This is a genomic window from Flavobacterium reichenbachii (genome assembly GCF_002217435.1).
GTDB lineage: Bacteria > Bacteroidota > Bacteroidia > Flavobacteriales > Flavobacteriaceae > Flavobacterium > Flavobacterium reichenbachii.
In genome coordinates this window covers 16890-33787 of record NZ_MUHF01000002.1, presented here as the reverse complement: position 1 = coordinate 33787, position 16898 = coordinate 16890, and the positions used below count along the sequence as shown (strand labels likewise).

Genomic DNA, 16898 nt, shown 5'->3' with positions numbered 1-16898 from the left:
AATGGCAAAAAATAAAACCACAGAAACCACAGACAGTGTTACTGATTTTATTAACGCTGTTGAAGATCAGGCAAAACGAAATGATGCTTTTGAACTTCTAAAAATAATGCAGGAAGAAACTGGTTTTGAACCAAAAATGTGGGGACCGGCAATTATTGGTTTTGGAAGTTATGATTACAAATACGATAGCGGCCACGAAGGCAGTGCACCGCTCGCAGCGTTTTCTCCCAGAAAAGCAGCTATTTCGCTTTATTGCTACACCCCGGAAAACAGAGAAGAATTACTTTTGAAATTAGGAAAACATAAATCGGGAAAAGGCTGTATTTACATCAAAAAATTGGCTGATATTGATCTGGAAATCCTCAAAAAAATCATTTCGCTCTCTGTAGAGAATTTAAACAAACTATATCCCAAAAACAAAACATGATCATCACTTTTATAATACTCGCCTTTTTGGCTGTTTTTCTTTTTTTACAAGATCCCAGATTTGGAAAAGCGCCGGCTGGTGAGCGATTGCAGTTAATTAAAAAATCGCCAAATTATAGAGAAGGCCGATTTCAAAATATAAATTTCACTCCGGATCTTACAGAAGGATATACCATGACCGGAGTTTTATTTGAATTTATCTTTAAGAAAAAAGAACGCAGAACTCCTGCACAACCTCTTCCATCAATAAAAACAAATTTGCTGCAGCTTTCTATAGAACAAGATGTTTTAGTATGGTTTGGGCATTCTTCCTATTATATTCAAATTGAAGGAAAACGAATTTTAGTCGATCCGGTTTTCAGCGGTAACGCGTCTCCTATTCCGGGAACTACAAGATCTTTTAAAGGAACAGATATTTATACTGTTGATGACCTTCCGGAAATTGATTATTTATTGATTACTCATGATCATTACGATCATTTAGATTATAAAACGATTCTTAAACTAAAGCCCAAAACAAAACAAATTGTATGCGGTTTGGGCGTGGGTTCTCATTTTGAATCGTGGGGATTTCCTATTCAAAAAATAATAGAAAAAGACTGGAATGAAAAAATAGAACTCGATCAAAATATTACACTTTACACGGCACCTGCAAGACATTTTTCCGGCCGCAGTTACATACGCTGTAATACGCTTTGGCTTTCTTATATTTTAGAAACACGAGATTTTAAAATGTATTTGGGCGGTGACAGCGGTTATGATACTCACTTTGCTGAAATTGGTGCAAAATACGGTCCGTTTGACCTCGCTTTGATGGACAACGGGCAATATGATAAAAAATGGAAATACATTCACAACTTACCCGAAAATGTTATTCAGGCCGCAAAGGATTTAAAAGCAAAACGTGTATTTCCCATTCATTCCTCAAAATTTTTATTGGCCAATCATCCGTGGGACGAACCTTTAGAAAAGATTACAACTCTCACACAAAATGACGAAAATCCGATTTCGCTGATCACACCGATGATTGGAGAATTAGTGGAAATCAGAAATGAAAATCAGCTATTTAAACAATGGTGGAAAGGGATTAAATAAATTTTCGATTGCAGATTTTAGATTGATATTATAACTTGAAGTAAAAGAAAAACGTGAAAAAACAACTCCTCCTAATAATAGTATTTCTGGTAACGTTGAGCGGATTTTCGCAAAATACTTATGTCTTTTTAGGATCTTATAATCGCGATAAATCTGCAGAAGCTATTCAGATTTATCAATTGGATACTTTGAATGGGAAATTGACAAAAATAACTGGGGCAAAAGACATTATAAATCCTTCTTACTTAACGGTTTCTCCAAACGGAAAATATATTTACGCCTGTACAGATACCAAAACTCCAAATGCAGGAAGTGTAAGCAGTTTTGAATTTAATGCAGATCAAAAAAGCTTAACTTTTTTAAACAAACAATCCAGCGGAGGTGAAAATCCGGTTTATGTTTCGGTACATAAAAACGGTAAATGGCTTGTAAACGGAAATTACACCGAAGGAAGCGTTTCGGTTCATCCGGTTTTAGAAAATGGAAAAATTGATTCTATTGCGCAAAATTTCAAATATTCAGAAGGAAGTATTCATCCCGAAAGGCAAAAAAGTTCGCATGTGCACTCCACTATATTTTCACCTCAATTTGATTATTTATTCCTGCCCGATTTAGGTGCTGATAAAATACACTGTTATCAATTTAATGAAACTAAAAAGCAGCCCTTAACAGAAGCAGCAATTCCGTTTACAAAAACAGATTTACAAGCAGGTCCAAGACATTTTACTTTTCATCCCAATCAAAAATACGGTTATTGCATTGAAGAAATGTCCGGAACAATAAGCGTTTATGAATATGGAAATGGCACTTTAAAAAAGATTCAGCGAATTAAAACCCACAAAGACAAGTATGAAGGTTTTTCTGAAAGTTCAGATATTCATATTTCGCCCGACGGAAAATTTCTTTATGCCTCAAACAGAGGAAAAGAAAACAATATTGCTGTTTTTTCTATTGATGCAGACGGACTTTTAAAAAACATTGGCTATCAATCGACTTTTGGGAAACATCCGCGGGTTTTTGCCATTGATGAAAGCGGAAAATTTTTAATCGCTTCAAATGTCAACACAGGAAATGTGATTGTTTTTAGAAGAAATCAAAAAACAGGACTGCTGAAAAAAACAGGAAAAGAAATCAAAATGCAAGACGTTTCTTGTGTGCAGATTAAACAGATTTTAAAAATAAAATTGCTTTAAATCCTATAATTAATGGCAAAAAATTATGACTACAAATAACTTCAATTTACAGCCCGATTTTCTGGAAAATGAAATCATAAAACTGATTCCGTTAGAAAAAAATCATTTTGAAGATCTTTACAAGGTAGCTTCAGATCCCCTAATTTGGGAACAGCATCCCAATAATAACCGTTATGAAAGAGAAGTATTTTTAAATTTCTTTGAAGACGCAATCGAAAGCAAAGGAGCTTTTATAATTTTCGATAAAACCAAAAATGAGATTGCAGGAAGTACGCAATTTTATGATTTCGAACCAGCCAACAATAGCATTTTTATTGGATGCACTTTTTACGGAAGAAACTATTGGGGAACTGGTTTTAATGCTCAGGTCAAAAAAATAATGCTCGATTATGCATTTCAATTTGTCAATAAAGTTCAATTTTATATTGGCCCCAAAAATTATAGATCTCAAAAAGCAATAGAAAAATTAGGTGCTCAAAAAATAGACGAGGTTAATGTTGATTATAACAATGAACCTTCACGACATAATTTTGTTTATCAAATAAAAAAATAAAGAATCATGACATCAAACTTCAACTTACAGCCAGATTTTCTAGAAAATGAAATCACAAAATTAATTCCGTTAGAAGAAAAACATTTTGAAGCATTATTTGAAGCAGCTTCCGACCCGTTAATTTGGGAACAGAATCCTGTGAAAGACCGATATCAAAGAGAAGGTTTTAAAACTTTTTTCGAAATCATAATTTCAAAAAGTTCATTCCTAATTCTTGATAAACAAACCAATGAAATAATGGGAACTACCAGTTTTTACGATTACAATCCCGAAAAATCGAGCGTTGGAATTGGCTACACCTTTATTACACGAAAATTTTGGGGCGGTCCTTATAATAAATCAAACAAAAAAATATTGATAGATTATGCTTTTCAGTATGTTGATTCGGTTCTTTTTCACGTTGGAGCAGAAAATTTCCGTTCTCAAAAAGCCGTTTTAAAACTCGGAGCAGAAAAAATCAATGATATGGTATTTCAGATTAATGGAGTCGATGTGCCTTATTTTGAATATGAACTTCGTAAATCCTGAAATTTGAGAGGAAATAGTAAAGAGTAGAAAAAAGAAAATTCTAATTTCCAACATCTAACATTTTACTTCTAATATATAACACAATTAAAATGAAAAGAATAACCGTTTTCTGCGGATCCAGTTTTGGTACCGAAGAGATTTATAAAGAACAGGCAGCATTACTTGGAAAGGCATTGGCAGAACAAAATATAGAATTAGTTTATGGCGGTGCAAATGTGGGTTTAATGGGAGCTGTCGCCGACGGAACTTTAAATGCAGGCGGAAAAGTGATCGGAGTTCTTCCTGATTTTCTTCGTTCTAAAGAAATTGCTCATACCAACCTTACCGAATTAATTTTGGTAGAAAGCATGCACGAAAGAAAAACCAAAATGAATGATTTATGCGATGGCGTAATTGCGCTTCCGGGCGGTTTTGGAACTCTGGAAGAATTATTTGAAATGCTGACATGGGCACAATTAGGTCTTCATAAAAAACCAATTGCGATCTTAAACATAAACGGCTTTTACGATTCTCTAATCGAACTTACAAAAGTTATGGTCGAAAAAGGTCTATTAAAAGATGTAAATCAGGAGATGCTTTTGGTAAGCGAGAATATAGATGATTTATTGTTAAAAATGAAAAATTATGTTCCGCCCGCAGTTGGAAAATGGATAGAGAAAAAGGAGGTTTAAATATTTAATAACCCTCTGGGTGTAAGTATCAAAAAAGTTAATTTAACACAGAAGTTTCGGGATCGGAACTATGTATTGAAATAATTACACTCAACGGGTTTAATTAAAAACTTTGTAAAAAATTCCCAGCATATTTTTCAAGTATTTAGATATTAAACACTTTAAAACAACCCAGAAAGAGCTTTACATAAATTGATAAAGCTCTTTTTTTATTCAGTCTACTTTTTTCGTAAATTACAGCTCCAAATTTTTTTGAGGTTTGAGTTATCAAATCTCACCTTGTATTTAACATCTAACTATAAGAAGATGAAAACAGAAAACAACAAATTCGCAAAAGCCGAAATGCTGATTAGAAAACCTGTTTCAGAAGTTTTTCAGGCTTTTGTAAATCCGGAAATCACGAGTAATTTTTGGTTTACAAAAGGTTCCGGAAAATTAGAGGAAAACCAAAAAACCGAATGGACTTGGGAAATGTATGGTTTTTCACTTTCGGTTACTACACTGGTTTTACAGGAAAACAGAAAAATTGTAATTGAATGGGGGAATCCAGATGAAAATACTTTAGTCGAATGGTTTTTTAGTCCGTTAAACGAAAATGAAACTTTTGTAAGCATCACCAATTCTGGTTTTAAGGGAGATACGGATAAAATAATCGATCAGGTAAGAAATTCGACTGAAGGTTTTACATTGGTTTTAGCAGGCGCAAAAGCATATTTAGAGCATCATATTTTACTGAATTTAGTTTTAGATCGCTTTCCTAAAGGTCTGGCTTGAAAAAAAGTTTCAGGTTTCACGTTTCAGGTTTCAAGTTTCAAGTTACCATAGAGAACATGAAACCTGAAACTTGAAACAAAAAACAAACAAAAATGAAAAAACCCGAAAATATCAGCGAATACATTGGCTTGTTTCCTAATGACGTACAGGAAATTTTGGAGAAAATCAGAATGACGATTCAAAAAGCGGCGCCGGATGCTAAGGAAAAAATTAGTTATTCGATGCCTGCTTTTGAGCAGAACGGAATTCTGGTTTATTTTGCTGCGTTTAAAAATCATATTGGGTTATATGCGTTACCAAGCGGTCATGAGAATTTTAAAGAAGAACTTTCTAAATATAAAACAGGCAAAGGTTCTGTACAATTTCCTTTAAACCAACCTATGCCTTTTGCCTTAATCACTAAAATTGTAAAATTTAGAGTGAAAGAAAATGCCGAAAAAGCGAAAAAGAAATAAAATTCAATGAATCTAAACGAACATTATAAGGAACTTTATAAAAAATCTTCCGAAGCAATTTTATCCAAAAATTATGTTTTGGATCAACAGATTAATGACGCTTCCGATTCCAGATTCGGAATCACGCTTCTCATTCGCCCAAGTGAAAAAATAAAATCAGAAATAAATCTTTTATTGAATGAATTAAAAGAAGTAGATTCTGACCAATATTTTTATCCCGATTCAGACATTCACATTACTGTTTTATCTATTATTTCCTGTCATGAAGGTTTTGATTTAAATCAAATTTCACCACACGATTATATCGAAATTATCTGCAAAAGCCTTGTTGATATAGATAAAATTAAAATAGCATTTCGAGGCGTGACTGCTTCTTCGTCGGCGGTTATGATTCAAGGTTTTCCGCTAGACGATTCTATAGATATTTTAAGAAATAAACTTCGGGAAAACTTCCAGAATACCAATTTGAAGCAAAGTATCGACAGCCGATATACCATTTCTACAGCACATTCTACTATTATGCGTTTTAAGGAAAACCTTAAAGATCCTGAAAAATTAATAGCAGTTACAGAAAAATTTCGTGATTATGATTTTGGAGAATTTACAGTAGAAAATTTAGAGCTGGTTTATAATGATTGGTATCAGCGGGCAGAAAACACAAAGGTTTTAGGAGAATTTAGATTATAACCCGTTGGGTATAATTAGCATAAAAAGTTAATTTAACACATAGAAACAGAGATTTTTAAATATTTTAGAAAAGATAATTTTAAAAAATCTTGGATTTTCACCCAACGGGTTAGATTATAATATTTTATTTCTTAAACTCTCCAAAATGCCACAAGATCCCCGACGGATCATGAAGAAAACATTCTCTTCCCCAATCTAAATTCTGAATTGGAACTAATTTGACAGCTGCATATTTTTCTGGAAGGTTTAAATCTGAAAGTTTTTTGTAGTAAGAATCGACATCGCTGACTTCTAAAAAAATCATAGAATTATCAATCCATTCTTTAGCATAATAATCCTGAAGATAAAATGCAATTTCATCGCTCTTAAAAACAGAAAAATTGGGTGCCAAAACAGTTTCTTCAAAGCCTAAATCACGATAAAAACTTCTAGATAATTCAAAATCTTCTGCACCTATAAAAGGTCGGATTGATTTAATTTTGCTTTCCATATATCACAAACTTATATCATTATAATAAATCAAAAACCATTTGCCGTCGATTATTTTAAATTTTCTTTCAACTTGAAATCCGCTGTTTTCTATCCAAAATTTCTCAATAATCAACGTATCACTTTTTATCAAACTGTGTTGATATTCATCTATCTTATTTTGTTCCGAAACGGGAACAATTTGAAATTCCCAATTCTTTTTTGTCCAGTCATAATGTTCAAAACCTGAAACATGAGTTCCTTCAATCGGAAAATCAACTCTTGAAATTTGAAAAACAGAATCGGAATGAAAGCGTTTATTAAATTGATCGAAATTTTCAATTTGTCTGCCTTCTTTTTCTAAACTTAATTTATGATTGTTTTTATTTTTATTACAAGATAGAATAGTAAAAATGAATGCAATAATAATTATTGGGCTGGCATATTTCATAAAGATTATTTTTAGTTTTTAATCCCAAAAAAATACAGTTTTTACAAAAATACAAATCTCAAGTATTTAATTCTTCTTCAAAATATTCCCCAATCCTCTGCTGATTTGTTCAAATGCTTCAAGGCTTTTGGTAAGCGGTGTTGCAGTAAAATCTTCATAAGCATCCATCGCACTTTCTTTACGATCATCCTGCGGATAAACCAGAATCACATTGTTTTCGCTAAATGATTTTTCGAATTTTTGAGGCAGTCTGTCAAAAATAGACTGATAAGAAACAGACCCTTTTCTGGATAAATTAAAGACCACTAAATCTGTTGGTTTAATTTCGTCTGAAATCGCTTCAAAATCTTCCCAATCCAAAACACTTTTAAATGCTAATTTTGCATTTAGTTTTAATTTAGCCGCAATTTGCTGAACAGCCTGATGCGTTTTATACTCTGCGTAAACTACAATCGGAATGCTTAGTTCCTGAGACAATCTACATATTTTTTGTAATAAAAGCTGAAATCCAATTCCTCTTTCTGAAAAAGGCGGACAGATAAATACCAATCTTTTTTCTTCAATAAAGTTCTTTTCGAAACGGCAGATAAATAAATTTTTATCTACATTATTGATTATAGAATCTACATTTTCACCAAAGATTTTATCCAGGAAACCTGTTTTTCTCGGCCAGCCGACAATTACAATATCCGACATAATTTCCTTAGAAGTTCTCGCAATTCCGCTCGCAGGATTATGATCAATTCTGGCAATCGTATTAATTTTTACTTCTGATGCCGAGCCTTGAATTACAAATTTATCAACCGCTTTTTTATATTTTAAAATATTAATTTCTGCCTGATCGTTATTAGGAACAATGGTTAAAAGCGTTACGGGATTGGAGGATTTTTTATCTTTAATTAAAAGCGCAAAATCCAGTAAGCTTGCTGTTGCAGAAGTTTTTGCAAGGGGAATTAAAATATGTTCATCTAAAATCTGATCTTTGTCTGCATCTTCATGAGAAACCTCTTCTTCGCAGATTGCAATTTTTTTGGCTGCTTTTTCGGTTGCAAAAGAAGCGACAATACAAGTTATTAAAATCAGGATAATAGTTCCGTTTAAGATATTTTCATCTAAAATTTTTGCTTTAAATCCGACCAAAATTACGGCCAGCGTAGCAGCGGCGTGCGCACTGCTCAACCCGAAAATAAGCTGTCTTTCGGTTTTGGTATATTTAAAAACGACCTGCGTAAAAAAGGCGGCAATCCATTTTCCGAAAATAGCAACAACACTCAAAGTTCCGGCAACAATTAAGGCTGTCGGTCCGCTTAGAATTACACTGATATCCACCAGCATTCCAACAGAAATCAGGAAAAAAGGAATAAAAAGTGAATTCCCAATAAACTCAATTCTGTTCATTAACGCAGAAGAATGCGGAATTAAAGGATTTAAAGCCAAACCAGCTACGAAAGCTCCAATAATTGGCTCCACTCCTGCTACTTCTGCTAAAAATGCCGCAAAGAAAACTACAGAAAGTACAAAAATATAATGGGCATGTTTTTCACTTTCTAATTTCTTGAAAAACCATTTGGCAATTCGCGGAATTACCAAAAACATAATCGCTGAAAAAATCGCCAGTGAAACTCCTAATTTTATCCAAAATGCCTGATTTAAATTCCCCTGACTGCTTCCCATAATGACCGCAAGAATAATCAAAACGGCTGTATCGGTAAGTATCGTTCCTCCAACGGTAATTGCCACAGCCTGATTTTTGGCTATTCCTAATTTGCTTACAATGGGATAAGCTACCAAAGTGTGTGTTGCAAACATACTGGCTGTTAAAAAACTAGCATTAAAATCGTAATTCAGCAAATAAAAACAAACCGGAAAACCAATTGAAAGAGGCAGAATAAACGTAAAAAAACCAAAAAGTAAACTTTTGTTTCTATTGGCTTTAAACTCATTCATATCCAATTCAAGACCTGCAATAAACATTATATACAAAAGTCCTATTGTGGAGAATAAATCGACCGCTGAGTTTTTTGCCAAAATATTAAGTCCATGAGGACCAATGATAACGCCAGAAATAATCAGTCCGATAATTCCGGGAATATTGATTTTTTTCAATAAAATGGGAGACAGCAGAATAATAAAAAGTATCAAAGAAAAAATCAATACTGGGTTATTAAGAGGTAATTCGAATTCGTGTAAAAAATGCCTGAAAAATTCTATCATATTGTAATTTTAACTTCTTGTGGTATTAAAACTATCGTAAAAAGACATTCCAGAATTAAAACGAAATCACTGAAGGTATTATAATTTAGAAAACTAAAAATATCACGTTATTTTAAGTATTTCCCGCATTACAAAAATACCTAAAAAACGTCAACTTTCTACGAAAAACGCATATTAAGAATTTAAATTTATTTCATTGATATATTAATAAAATTTAATATGTTTTTTAACAAATACGCAACTTTAATAATCGAAATTAAAAGTTCATTGCATTATTCAATTATCTTTGTCCTAACAAAAATTGAACAATGGAAGAATGTATCTCTGTTTTTGATATGCTTAAAATTGGGGTCGGCCCATCAAGCTCACATACTTTAGGACCTTGGAGAGCTGCAGAACGTTTTTTAGAAGAGTTAAAAGAAGAATCTATTTTAGACCAGATTAAGCGTGTAAAAGTAGATTTGTACGGTTCTCTTTCCTTAACCGGAAAAGGCCACGCTACAGATCTATCTGTAATGCTGGGTTTAAGCGGTCAGGATCCAGAATATATTCCGGTAGAGAATATTGCCGGCATTATAAAAACCATTGAAGAAAAAAACGAAATCATTCTGGCAGACCAATACGCCGTTCCGTTTTATTTTCTTCAGGATATCGTTTTCAATAAAGAATTTCTTCCGTTTCATGCTAACGGATTAAAATTTACTGCTTATAAGGCAGATGATTCTGAATATGAATCTACTTTTTATTCTATTGGCGGTGGTTTTGTTGTAAAAGAAGAACGCACCAATGCCAAAATAAAAGAAGAAATAAAATGTGCTTTTCCGTTTCCGGTTCAAAATGCCGTTGAGCTTTTAGATTATACTATTTCTGAAAATAAAATGATTTCTGAAATCGTTTATGAAAATGAAAAATCAATGCGTACTGAGCCAGAAATTCATTCTGAATTAATGCGTATTTGGAACACGATGTTAGAATGCATGTATATAGGATGCCATTCTGAAGGGATTCTTCCCGGCGGTCTGAATGTGCGCCGAAGAGCATTTGACATGCACCAAAATCTAATCGGATTATCAAATTACAATTCTCCTCAAACCTGGTTAGAAGAAATTAGAAAAACCGAAGTAAAATTTCGTCAGATTCTAAAATGGGTAAGTTGTTTTGCACTTGCCGTAAACGAGGTGAATGCTTCGTTAGGTCGTGTTGTTACTGCACCAACAAATGGCAGTGCTGGCGTAATTCCTGCTGTATTAATGTATTATCTGGTAATCGAAAATCATGATGCTGGCGAAAAAGAAATTAAACAATTCCTGATGGTGGCGGGCGAAATTGGCAGTATCTTTAAAAAAGGATCTACAATCTCGGCGGCAATGGGCGGATGCCAGGCAGAAATTGGTGTTTCGTCTTCAATGGCTGCGGCGGCACTTTGTGAATTAATGGGCGGAAGTCCGGCTCAGGTTTTAATGGCTGCCGAAATTGCAATGGAACATCATCTCGGTTTAACCTGCGACCCTATCGGCGGTTTGGTTCAGATTCCGTGTATTGAAAGAAATACGATGGGCGCTATAAAAGCCATAAACGCTGCAGAACTGGCGCTTGAAACCGATTCTAAAAATGCGAAAGTGCCTTTAGATAAAGTCATAAATACAATGTGGCAAACTGCAAAAGACATGAACTCCAAATACAAGGAAACCTCAGAAGGGGGATTGGCAATTGCCGTAAATATGGCCGATTGCTAGAATATTATTTTCTACAGATTAAAGCATTTTAAATCTTTGAATTTGTAAAATTTGTGGCAAAACATCAAAAACTACATGAAAAAAATCTACTTTATAATTGCATTATTTTCTTCTGTTTTATTGCATTCTCAGGAACGATATTTTATTAATTCAGATACGCGTTTGTACACTGCCGCAAATACCTCCAATTTCTTAGGTTATTTTAAATATGGTGCAGAAGTTCGATTATTATCTGAAAATCAGAAAGGCTGGTATAAAGTGCAGGCTGATAATTTTAATGAAGGATATATTCCGAGTAAATTCATATCTGAATCATTAAATTCCGACGATATCAAAACCACAGATAAGGAAAATCCAATTATTTTTGGCGGCGACAATTATCATGGCAGCAATCATCTTTTTGTTTTAGTAGCCGGATTAAAAGCGAGGGCACTACCTGATAAAAATTCTAAAATCAGGGAAGTTTTATTTACTGGTGATGCTGTTACTCTTAATTATTTTCCAAAAAATGAAGATGAATGGGTAAATATAGCCGGTAGTTTTAACGAAGAATATGCCAAGTTTACGCTAAGAAAATTTCTTGGTAAAAGACCTGATTTAAACGTTCTCATTAAAAACTTTGACAAATTAGACGTAAATAACATTACTGAACGCAAAACCATCAGCGAACGCATTGTTGAGTTAGCCTGGAATAGTGATAGTACAACTTTGATTCCTGCTTATGAAAGATATTATGAGGTTGTAAAGCAACTAAACGATCCAAAGCTTCTTGCTGAAACCGAATTAAATATTGCATTGGTCAAAGCTTTGGCTAAATCTAAAAAACCCGAAGAAATTTTTGCGTTTTCTAAAAAAGCGGAATTTCTTTTAAAAGGAATAAAAACTAAATCACTGTATTTATCTCAAACTAATCTGGTAAAAACATTGGGTAAACCAACTAAAAAAGCTAAAGTTGACGATGGATGCGGAATTTATTTAAGCGACTTATTTTACTATTATCCGGATTTAGAAGTTTCTGTTGATGAAGCAAAAAATCAGGCACAAATCGTTAAAGTTTTTATTAACGAAAACAACAAATTTATAATTAACCCGAGTGTTGTTTTAGATAATACATTATCCGAAAAAGCTTTCATTGAAAAATACGGAACTTACATACAAGCTTCTTTAAAATCACCACATTATTATTCTATCTTCATTATGGATGACAGTCAGTTCATACTACAATTTAAAGACGGGAAGCTATTTTGTGTCGAAATATTCATCGATTGCTGATTTCAATCTATAATTATTCAATACTTTTACATCTTCAAAAAAAAATAAAATGTCAGTAGCAAAAAAAGATTATAAAAGAATCACAACAAAGTCATTAATCGAAATGAAAAGCAACGGAGAAAAAATCTCTATGCTTACGGCTTATGATTATACAATGGCTAAAATTGTAGATACAGCAGGTGTCGATGTGATTTTGGTAGGCGATTCAGCTTCAAATGTAATGGCCGGTCACGAAACGACTCTGCCTATAACTTTAGACCAAATGATTTACCATGCTTCGTCTGTAGTTCGCGCTGTCGAAAGAGCTTTGGTTGTTGTAGATTTACCTTTTGGAAGTTACCAGTCTGATCCTAAGGAAGCTTTGCGCTCTTCTATCAGAATTATGAAAGAAAGCGGCGGTCATGCAGTGAAACTTGAAGGCGGAAAAGAGATCAAAGAATCTATTAAAAAAATATTAAACGCAGGGATTCCGGTAATGGGACACTTAGGTTTAACTCCTCAGTCAATATATAAATTTGGAACTTACAGCGTACGCGCCAAAGAGGAAGAAGAAGCAGAAAAATTAATTGAAGACGCCAAAATGCTTGAAAAAATTGGCTGCTTTGGAGTAGTTCTGGAAAAAATCCCTGCACATTTAGCCGAAAAAGTAGCTCAGAGTATTTCGATTCCAGTTATTGGAATTGGTGCCGGAGGCGGTGTTGACGGACAGGTTCTGGTTATTCACGATATGTTAGGAATGAATAACGAATTCAGCCCTCGTTTTTTACGTCGCTATTTGAATTTATACGAAGAAATGACAAAAGCAATTGGTCAATATGCTGCTGATGTTAAGTCGAGTGATTTTCCTAACTCAAGTGAGCAGTACTAGATTGTTGGATTTTTCGACTTTTCGATTTTTGGAAACAACTAGTTAAATAAATTTAAATTATAATGCACAGATTTAAAGATTTGGAAATTTGGAAATCAAGTAGAAAATTCTGCTCTGAAATTTATAACATTACATCAAATTTTCCTGATTCAGAAAAATTCGGTTTAACAAATCAGCTTCGTCGCGCTTCTGTTTCTGTACCTTCAAATATTGCTGAAGGATGTTCACGAAGCAGTAACAAAGATTTTTCAAGATTTCTTGAAATTGCAATCGGTTCAATTTATGAAATTGAAACTCAACTATTAATTTCTTTTGATTTAGGTTATATAAACCAAGTCAAACTAGATGAATTATGTTTTAATCTTGATAGAATTGTAAAAATGACATCAAAATTTAGATCGAGTTTGATTTAAGTCTAGTCGAACAATCTAAAAATCCAATAATCTAAAAATCGATTTTGAAAGTACTTTCCAATAAAAACAACCTCCAAATCCTTCACGAAGACAATCACATTATTGTGGTTAATAAGCGTGTGGGCGATATTGTACAAGGCGATAAAACGGGAGATAAACCCTTATCTGATGTTGTAAAAGAGTATATAAAAGATAAATACAATAAACCTGGCGACGTTTTTCTAGGAGTGATTCATCGTTTAGATCGCCCGACAACCGGAATTGTTGTTTTTGCCAGAACAAGCAAGGCTTTAACGAGAATGAACGAAATGTTCAGCAATCGTGAAACGCAGAAAACCTATTGGGCAGTTGTGAAGAATAAACCCATTGAAACAACTGCCAAATTGGTTCATTATTTAAAAAGAAATGAAAAAAATAATACTTCAAAAGCACATTTAAAAGAAGTTCCAGACAGTAAAATTGCAAGTTTGGATTATACGATTATTAAAGAACTTCAAAACTATACTGCTTTAGAAATCAATCTTCATACCGGGCGTCATCATCAGATTCGTGCGCAGTTAGCTGCCATCGGTTCTCCTATAAAAGGCGATTTAAAATACGGTGCTGATAGAAGTAATCCTGACGGCGGGATTCATCTTCATGCCAGAAAATTGGTTTTTGTTCATCCTGTTTCTAAAGAAAACATCGTAATTACTGCACCAACGCCAGATGAAACAATTTGGAATGCAGTATGATTTTATGATATAATTCTTATTTTTTTAATTTTTATCGATTAACTTGCATAGGCAAAAAAACAAGCTGATCATAAAATGGAATACAAAACCGACATTGGATATAGAAAAGAAACTCTTAAAAAGTTATTGCATAACATTAAGAAAAGCGAAGATTTAATTGCGAAGGCTTTGTATGATGACTTTAAAAAACCGGAGTTTGAAGCTGTTTTAACCGAAACAAATTATGTAATTTCAGATTTAAAAAATACCATAAAAAACATTCAAAAGTGGGCAAAACCCAAACGTGTTTTCCCTTCCCTGCTCAACTTTCCTTCTACAGACCGGATTTACAAAGAACCTTACGGAAATGTATTGGTAATTGCTCCCTGGAATTATCCTTTTCAATTGGCATTATGTCCCTTGATAGCTGCAGTAGCTGCAGGAAACAGAGTCGTTTTAAAACCATCAGAACTTACACCGCATACTTCTGCCATTATTGCCAAAATCATCGAAAAAACTTTTCATATCAACCATGTAGAAGTTTTTGAAGGCGGTCTGGATGTTTCTAATAAATTATTGGCGCAGCGCTGGGATTATATATTCTTTACAGGAAGTGTCTCTGTAGGCAAAATTGTTGCAAAAGCGGCTGCCGAAAACCTAACGCCTGTTACCTTAGAGTTAGGCGGAAAAAATCCTTGCATTATTGATGAAACTTCAGATTTACGATTGGCAGCAAAAAGAATCGTCTGGGGAAAATTTATAAACGCAGGTCAAACCTGTATTGCTCCGGATTACATATTGATTCAGAAAAACATGAAAGTCAATTTTATCACTTTTATGATCGAAGAAATTATAAAAGCGTACGGTAAAAAAATTGATAAATCTCCAGATTTTGCCAGAATCATCAATACCAAAAACTGGCTGCGATTAATGGCAATGATTGAATCTGAAACTATTATTTTTGGAGGAGAAAATGATGCCAATAAACTGTACATCGCACCCACTATCCTCGATGAACCATCTTTAGAAAGTCTGGTTATGAAGGAAGAAATTTTTGGTCCGATTTTACCAATTCTCACTTACGAATCTGAAAATGATATACACAATGTCGTAAAACGTTATGAGAAACCTCTTGCTTTTTACATTTTCAGCGAAAATAATTCGTTTGCGAAGAAATTAATTGCTGCTTATTCTTTTGGAGGCGGCTGTATAAACGATACCGTAGTCCATTTTTCTAATAAAAGACTGCCTTTTGGCGGTGTAGGCCACAGCGGGATCGGCGCGTATCACGGTCAATTTAGCTTTGATACTTTTTCGCACCATAAAGCAGTTGTAAAAAAAGGAAACTGGATCGACTTACCCATGCGCTACGCACCTTACAAAGATAAATTAGCCTCAATAAAACGCATATTAGACTGGTTATAAAGAACAAAACAATTTCGCAATGTTTTGTAGATTTTCATAAGGAATTGATTAAAAATATTATATTTACGTCAAGTTAATTTTAATAAATTTAAGAATATAAAACAATTCTACCTAGAAAATGAAATCTACACATGACCAAATTGAGGACATCAAAAGAGATGGCTATACTATTGATTTTGCAACTGTTTTTAATCACGCTTTCGAAAACTATAAAAAAATTGCACTTTATTCCGGACTTATTATTTTAGTCTTTTCTGTTGTATTTTTTATCGCGTTTATGGGTGTTCTAGTGGCATTTTACGGCGCGCAAAGTATCAGTGAGGAATTCATTAAAGATTTTGGCAATCCAAAACAAACTTATATCCAGCAGCTATTTTCTATGGTTGGTATTGCGGCCATATCTGCTTTATTTGCTCCATTTGGTGCCGGATTTCTTAAAATGGCAGATTGTGCTGACAAAGACGAAGAATTTAATGTTTCTACTATTTTTAGTTATTACAAAACGCATCATTTTATTCAGATATTTACTTCTGCTTTTATTGTAGCCGTTGTGGGCGGTGCAATTGGATCTGTTGTAGAAAGTTACTTTCTAACAGAGCCTTTACTTTTATTTGTAATTTCATTCACGATCAATATATTCATCTCTTTTTTTACGTATTTATCTGTTCCATTAATCATATTTGGAAATTTAAAAGCATTAGATTCCTTAAAAACATGTTTCATAATTATTGGTAAAAATCCACTATTAATTTTCGGTCTGTTTATCGTTGGTTTCTTATGTTCTGGACTGGGTTTGTTTGGATGTTGTATCGGAATAATTTTTACAATTGCTTTTCATACTTCTATGACATACGCTACCTATTTTTCATTGTTTGGCGCAGAACCCGAAGAAGATTCAATTGATTCAATCGGAAAATCAGATTTAGAATAAAAAATAGAGATTTCTAAAAAAAAAG

At 33.5% G+C, this 16898-nt stretch carries 19 protein-coding genes; 16 read left to right on the top strand and 3 right to left on the bottom strand.

Features of this window, described 5'->3' with window-relative positions:
• Position 1: 1 nt before the first annotated feature.
• The 9 genes from B0A68_RS02345 (at position 2) to B0A68_RS02305 (ending at position 6382) form a co-directional block, all read left to right on the top strand.
• Positions 2 to 427, top strand: a complete 426-nt coding sequence (locus tag B0A68_RS02345) for a DUF1801 domain-containing protein (protein ID WP_035682902.1) — start codon at positions 2 to 4, stop codon at positions 425 to 427.
• On the top strand, positions 424 to 1521 hold the full coding sequence (locus tag B0A68_RS02340; RefSeq protein WP_035682900.1) for an MBL fold metallo-hydrolase: 1098 nt from the start codon (positions 424 to 426) through the stop codon (positions 1519 to 1521). The genes B0A68_RS02345 and B0A68_RS02340 overlap by 4 nt, the downstream gene beginning before the upstream one ends.
• A gap of 53 nt (positions 1522 to 1574) precedes the next feature.
• Positions 1575 to 2714 (top strand): lactonase family protein, encoded by a 1140-nt coding sequence (locus B0A68_RS02335; RefSeq protein ID WP_035682898.1) that lies wholly within the window; start codon positions 1575 to 1577, stop codon positions 2712 to 2714.
• Between the two features lie 25 nt (positions 2715 to 2739).
• Positions 2740 to 3267, top strand: coding sequence for a GNAT family N-acetyltransferase (locus tag B0A68_RS02330; RefSeq protein WP_035682896.1), 528 nt, complete (start codon positions 2740 to 2742; stop codon positions 3265 to 3267).
• A 6-nt stretch (positions 3268 to 3273) separates the two neighbouring features.
• Positions 3274 to 3795, top strand: coding sequence for a GNAT family N-acetyltransferase (locus B0A68_RS02325; RefSeq protein ID WP_035682894.1), 522 nt, complete (start codon positions 3274 to 3276; stop codon positions 3793 to 3795).
• Positions 3796 to 3884: 89 nt separating this feature from the next.
• A complete protein-coding gene (locus B0A68_RS02320) occupies positions 3885 to 4466 on the top strand; it encodes an LOG family protein (RefSeq protein ID WP_035682892.1) in 582 nt (193 codons plus the stop codon).
• Positions 4467 to 4772: 306 nt separating this feature from the next.
• Positions 4773 to 5240, top strand: coding sequence for an SRPBCC family protein (locus B0A68_RS02315; protein WP_035682889.1), 468 nt, complete (start codon positions 4773 to 4775; stop codon positions 5238 to 5240).
• Between the two features lie 92 nt (positions 5241 to 5332).
• Positions 5333 to 5695 (top strand): iron chaperone, encoded by a 363-nt coding sequence (locus B0A68_RS02310; protein WP_035682887.1) that lies wholly within the window; start codon positions 5333 to 5335, stop codon positions 5693 to 5695.
• 6 nt (positions 5696 to 5701) lie between these two features.
• Positions 5702 to 6382 carry a 2'-5' RNA ligase family protein gene (locus B0A68_RS02305; protein WP_035682885.1) on the top strand — a complete coding sequence of 227 codons (681 nt, stop codon included), beginning with the start codon at positions 5702 to 5704 and terminating at the stop codon, positions 6380 to 6382.
• Positions 6383 to 6506: 124 nt separating this feature from the next.
• On the opposite strand, the gene B0A68_RS02300 is transcribed toward B0A68_RS02305, so the two are convergent.
• From B0A68_RS02300 to B0A68_RS02290, 3 genes are all read right to left on the bottom strand, one after another.
• Positions 6507 to 6872, bottom strand: coding sequence for a VOC family protein (locus B0A68_RS02300; protein WP_035682882.1), 366 nt, complete (start codon positions 6870 to 6872; stop codon positions 6507 to 6509).
• A 3-nt stretch (positions 6873 to 6875) separates the two neighbouring features.
• Complete coding sequence (locus tag B0A68_RS02295; RefSeq protein ID WP_035682878.1) at positions 6876 to 7301, bottom strand: hypothetical protein; 426 nt, start codon at positions 7299 to 7301, stop codon at positions 6876 to 6878.
• A 66-nt stretch (positions 7302 to 7367) separates the two neighbouring features.
• Positions 7368 to 9515 (bottom strand): cation:proton antiporter, encoded by a 2148-nt coding sequence (locus B0A68_RS02290; RefSeq protein WP_035682876.1) that lies wholly within the window; start codon positions 9513 to 9515, stop codon positions 7368 to 7370.
• Between the two features lie 308 nt (positions 9516 to 9823).
• Between B0A68_RS02290 and B0A68_RS02285 the strand changes: the two genes are divergently transcribed.
• The 7 genes from B0A68_RS02285 (at position 9824) to B0A68_RS02255 (ending at position 16873) form a co-directional block, all read left to right on the top strand.
• Positions 9824 to 11251, top strand: coding sequence for an L-serine ammonia-lyase (locus B0A68_RS02285; RefSeq protein WP_035682873.1), 1428 nt, complete (start codon positions 9824 to 9826; stop codon positions 11249 to 11251).
• A 75-nt stretch (positions 11252 to 11326) separates the two neighbouring features.
• Positions 11327 to 12523: an SH3 domain-containing protein gene (locus B0A68_RS02280; protein ID WP_035682872.1), complete on the top strand. Its 1197-nt coding sequence runs from the start codon at positions 11327 to 11329 to the stop codon at positions 12521 to 12523.
• A 49-nt stretch (positions 12524 to 12572) separates the two neighbouring features.
• Positions 12573 to 13391 (top strand): 3-methyl-2-oxobutanoate hydroxymethyltransferase, encoded by an 819-nt coding sequence (panB, locus tag B0A68_RS02275; RefSeq protein WP_035682870.1) that lies wholly within the window; start codon positions 12573 to 12575, stop codon positions 13389 to 13391.
• Positions 13392 to 13453: 62 nt separating this feature from the next.
• Entirely contained in the window at positions 13454 to 13804 is a 351-nt protein-coding gene (locus tag B0A68_RS02270) for a four helix bundle protein (RefSeq protein ID WP_035682868.1), read from the top strand.
• Positions 13805 to 13848: 44 nt separating this feature from the next.
• A complete protein-coding gene (locus B0A68_RS02265) occupies positions 13849 to 14538 on the top strand; it encodes an RluA family pseudouridine synthase (RefSeq protein ID WP_035682865.1) in 690 nt (229 codons plus the stop codon).
• Between the two features lie 75 nt (positions 14539 to 14613).
• Positions 14614 to 15942: an aldehyde dehydrogenase gene (locus B0A68_RS02260; protein ID WP_035682863.1), complete on the top strand. Its 1329-nt coding sequence runs from the start codon at positions 14614 to 14616 to the stop codon at positions 15940 to 15942.
• Positions 15943 to 16060: 118 nt separating this feature from the next.
• Positions 16061 to 16873 carry a DUF2189 domain-containing protein gene (locus tag B0A68_RS02255; RefSeq protein WP_035682861.1) on the top strand — a complete coding sequence of 271 codons (813 nt, stop codon included), beginning with the start codon at positions 16061 to 16063 and terminating at the stop codon, positions 16871 to 16873.
• Positions 16874 to 16898: the final 25 nt, after the last annotated feature.